A 4849-nucleotide genomic window follows, 5' to 3' on the forward strand; every position below is an offset into this window, starting at 1 on the left:
CGCCGACATGGGCCTGCAGCTCGGGGCCCTGGGGCAGGTGTTCTTCTACGGCGACGGCTCGTCGTGGCCACGTTACAAGCATACGGTTTACGCGGAAGTGTCACGGTTTACGAAGGGAAGCGGAGTGAACCAGCTATTCTACGATTCAAAATACCTCCTGCCGGGGGATATCCGCGTAACGGCAGATATCACGTACCTGACGGAAAGGGCGCTGGATTTCTATGGCTTTAACGGCTACCAGGCCGCCTACCACCCGGGGTTCGAAGAAGAGGGCTCCGGGGATTATATCAGCAGGGTCTTCTATCGTCATGAAAGAAAACTATTGCGAATCCTGGCGGATCTCCAGGGGAGGATCACTTCCGATCGTTTCCGGTGGCTGGCAGGGATCCATGTGGTCGATATCAAAACTTCTTCTGTCGATATTGAGAAGATCAACAGGGGAAAACCGGAAGACAAGCAACTGCCCGACGTGCCCACGCTGTATGATGAGTATGTCTCATACGGTCTCATCGGAAATGAGGAGAAAGCGGGCGGGACCACCGTTTACCTGAAAACGGGGCTGGTATTCGACACCCGCGACAACGAGCCGGCGCCTGAACATGGCATCTGGTCGGAAGTTCTCTTTCTCACGGCTCCTTCTTTCCTGGGAAACAGAGCGTTCACATTCAATAAGCTGGCGGTGATCCACCGTCATTACATCCCCCTTGTCCGGAAGAGGCTCGTGTTCGCTTACCGGCTGGGCTACCAGGGCACGGTAGGGGGTACGGCGCCGTTCTATATCCAGCCTTATATCTATAATTCATTCAGCCTGACGACCAGGCCCGACGGTCTTGGCGGGGGCAAAACCCTCCGCGGTGTCCTTCGCAACCGGGTAGTGGGCGACGGAATGGTTTATGGAAACGTGGAATTACGATGGGTTTTCCTCATTACACGGCTTCTCGGGCAGGAATTCCTGATCGGCCTGCACGGATTCGCCGACGCCGGCCAGACCATAAAAGAAATTGCCATCGACCGGTCGCTGGTCCCCGCGGGCCAGCACGACAGGTACTTTGACCAGGAGCGTGACGGGCTGCATACTTCACTGGGTATGGGACTGCGCTTCACCCTCGACCGCAATTTCATCCTGGCCGTGGACTATGGTGTGGCCACCGATCCAAGAGACGGCACCGGCGGATTATATATCAGTGTAGGAAATGTCTTCTAACCCGTCATCTGGGTATGGAAGACCAACACTGCTCGCTCAGCTGTCGCGGAACTGACAGATGCAGTTTGGTACATTCTTTGTATATTTGCATCACAACTCACAAATAATCAATGTTTAACTAATTTTCAAAAAATTAAAGATGATCCGGAAAAGTATCGTAATCACCTTCATCGCAGGCCTGATGGCCATGTTTACCTCCGCGCAATCTGTCAATGAAGCGGGAGAACTGTTCAACCAGGCCATTCAGGAATACCAGGCCGAGAATTACGCTACAGCAGCCACTAAGTTCAGACAGGCCGCTGATATGGCAGAACAAGTGGGAGACGATGGGATCGACCTGATGATCAAAGCAGAACAACAATGGGTGATCTCTCTTTATAACGAAGGGAAAAAACATTACAGCAATAAAGATTATAACGAAGCCGTGACTGCTTTTTCAGCGGCAGCTGAAGCCGCCCGGAAGGTGCGTGACGAAAAGACCCTTGACGCGAGCAATACTTATATTGCCGGGATCAAGACGGCATTTGGCAATAATTACCTGAGGGATGACGACCATGCTAATGCCCTCCGCTATTACGACGAGGCCATAGAAGCAAAGCCCGGTTATATCAAGGCATACTACGGGAAAGGGCTTGCCTATAAAAAAGCCGGTGACCTTGAGAACATGAAGGCACAGCTCGAGCAGGTGCTGGAAATGGGAGAAGCCGACGAGAAAACGGCCGACAGGGCCCGCGGCGTGCTGGCCACTACCTTCCTCAATGAAGGAGCGATGGCACTGCAGAACGGCGACTTCAGCACCGCGGTGCAGAACCTGGAGACATCGGTGAAATATAACGAGACCGAGCCACAGGCATTTTATTATCTCGCTCTTTCCTACAACGGGTCAGGAGAATACGATAAGGCCATAGAAGCCGCCACTGCCGCCGTGGAAAAAGGATTTTCCCAGCCCGGCGACGCATGGTTCGAAGTTGGCAAGGCGCATGAGGCCAAGGGCAATTCCGCTGCTGCCTGCGAGGCATATGGCAAAGTAACCTCTGGAAACAACGTGGAAGCCGCGAAATACCAGCGGGAGCAGGTCCTGAAATGCGGATAAGATATTTCCGCAGGATATAAAAACAACAGCCGGGATCCTTTTTCCCGGCTTTTTTTATTTTTCTACTGAAGAGCGCGCCGTAATAGGGATGCCATCCCTCCCCTCCGAAAAGCCTGCGCAGCAACGCTTTTGAAAGGGCGAATTTACAGGGATGCCATCCCATTCGAAAAACAGCTTTTTCCAGAGGGGATGCCATCCCTGTTTCATCCGACTCGTGCAAGCATGGATTGACGCGACTTTGCGAGTGGAGGGATGCCATCCCTGTTTGGACTTCTGCAAAAACCAGATCAAGGCCCCCTTTTACTCCCACCACCACTTCATCCCCTCCTGGTTTCTTGCCCGTTACCGGGAAATCGGAACTGAGAGTGCCGTCGACCTGGCTGATACGATAAAAGACCCTATCCTGTCCCAGTCCTACTTCCCTGGTTCAGGCATCCAGAAAAATAAGTTTCCCGGACGAAAAAAAAGAGAAAATGAAGGGGTTTTTAACAAGGCCATAACAGGGATGCCATCCCTCCCTTCCGAAAAGCCTGCGCAGCAACGCTTTTGAAAGGGCGAATTTACAGGGATGCCATCCCATTCGAAAAACAGCTTTTTCCAGAGGGGATGCCATCCCTGATTCATCCGACTCGTGCAAGCATGGATTGACGCGACTTTGCGAGTGGAGGGATGCCATCCCTGTTTGGATGTCCAGGAAAATAAGTTTCCCGGACCATGACTGTCCACTTAAAATAGATTGAGTGACAGTTGGTTAGAAAATTGTTCTTTGACATCTTTGTAATCGATAACGGTAAGTATTTCAGCTACAGGTGTTTTGTCGAGTAGGGAAATACCCAAAACTTGTAGGATTTCGTAGGTTGAGCGATTTATTTTTAATTCGGAGCCAACAATGGCAACAAGGCAATATGCAATCAAGGCAGAGTAAACCTGGATGCGTACTGCATTTTCGGTGGTGCCCCAAAATGACTTGATCTTCAGATGCTGCTTTATCCATTTGAAAAAAACTCCACAAGCCAGCGATTTTTATAAAGGAGAGCAATTTGTTCAGCCGTTAGATCGAAGTTATTGGTATCATATTTGTCAACCATGCGATCAAAAACTCGTTGGGGCATAAACTCTAAAATATGAGCGAAGACATATTTTACTTGGTTTATTGTCGGCCATTTAGGTGACCAACTTAAACAATTCAAATCGTCACGCTATTAAATCGCTTGTAAGTTATAGATCCACAATGATTTCAAAGAACGTTTAAATATTTTTACTGGACACTAGTGATGTGAAATGTGAAATCAGAAATCAGAAATGTGAAATGAAGGGGTTTTAACAAGGCCATAATAGGGATGCCATCCCTCCCCTCCGAAAAGCCTGCGCAGCAACGCTTTTGAAAGGGCGAATTTACAGGGATGCCATCCCATTCAAAAAACAGCTTTTTCCAGAGGGGATGCCATCCCTGTTTCATCCGACTCGTGCAAGCATGGATTGACGCGACTTTGCGAGTGGAGGGATGCCATCCCTGTTTCGGAGGCTGCAAAAATGATTGTCCCTTGCGGAAAATACAAAAGAAAAAGCCGGGATCGTGATTCCCGGCTTCTTTCTGTTTGTAGTGATGTACGCGGTTACCGTGATTTGATGACTTTGCCGGTCAGCCGCTTCGCTGCCGTCCTCAGCTCGATCAGGTAGGCACCCGGGACCGCCGCCGCGCCGCCGCCGGTATGGCCATCCCAGTAGAAAGTATGTTGCCCGGATGATAACATCCCTTCATGGAGAACACGAACGGCCTTCCCTTCCATATCGCTAACCAAAAGGGTTGCACGACCGCCTGAAACCATGTTGAACTCTATCTTCGTCCGATCCGCCATAGGATTCGGCATGACAATAAGATCTTTTGCTGATGCCATCTCCGACAATCCTGACAGCAGGTCGGGATCGACCTTGATGATCACCTGGTGCGCGCCATACTCGGAAATGATGTCCATGGTGTCGGTGACGAAATCACCCACCGGCCCGTCGACAGGCATTTCAATAAATACGGTCATGCTCAGCGTATCGCCGTATTCCATCGTCAGGGGCATGCCGGGGGCGGGTTCGGCATACCATGCAAAGCCGGCGCCGGAACTTTCCGTTTCCAGGTAGGTAAGGTCCAGATCCCCGTTGGTAAAGTTCATGATATTGAATGATTTCCCCAGGATCATCTCTTCCGGGGTCGTAAAAACGAGGGTATCGGGATCCACCACCACGTCAGTGGCATATTTTACGACGAAACGGTGAGGGTCAGGCTGGCCGATGTACGGGTGCTCCATAACTTTCCCTGAGAAATCCACCGCATGAAGATAATATGCGATCTCGCTTCCCGGCTCCTGGAAAGGAATCGTGGCCTCCCAGGTGCTGCCGGCGACTTGTTCCAGGGGAAGGACCTGGTAAGCACCGCTATCGACGCTGTAATACAACAGGAGGGAATCCTGCTTCAGGCCATAGCCGGAATAGGGGATGAGATCGGTCACGATATCCCATTCCAGCCTGAAATTCTTCTGCCCCAGCAAAGGCATGTGGTC

Annotated in this window: 4 protein-coding genes; 3 read left to right on the top strand and 1 reads right to left on the bottom strand. The window is 50.9% G+C overall.

Annotated elements, in window-relative coordinates; all coding sequences use genetic code 11:
* The 3 genes from ACESLU_RS11840 to ACESLU_RS11850 all read left to right on the top strand — a co-directional run.
* Positions 1-1204 (top strand): BamA/TamA family outer membrane protein (locus ACESLU_RS11840; RefSeq protein WP_372638855.1); only part of this gene is annotated, 1204 nt, incomplete at its 5' end.
* A gap of 139 nt (positions 1205-1343) precedes the next feature.
* Positions 1344-2297, top strand: a complete 954-nt coding sequence (locus tag ACESLU_RS11845) for a tetratricopeptide repeat protein (RefSeq protein ID WP_372638856.1) — start codon at positions 1344-1346, stop codon at positions 2295-2297.
* 265 nt (positions 2298-2562) lie between these two features.
* Positions 2563-2847 carry a hypothetical protein gene (locus ACESLU_RS11850; protein ID WP_372638857.1) on the top strand — a complete coding sequence of 95 codons (285 nt, stop codon included), beginning with the start codon at positions 2563-2565 and terminating at the stop codon, positions 2845-2847.
* A gap of 1066 nt (positions 2848-3913) precedes the next feature.
* Here ACESLU_RS11850 and ACESLU_RS11855 read toward each other — a convergent pair.
* The coding region (locus ACESLU_RS11855) for a FlgD immunoglobulin-like domain containing protein (protein WP_372638858.1) at positions 3914-4849 on the bottom strand (936 nt) is incomplete at its 5' end.

Source organism: Fodinibius sp., assembly GCF_041642155.1.
Taxonomy (GTDB): Bacteria; Bacteroidota; Rhodothermia; order Balneolales; family Balneolaceae; genus Fodinibius.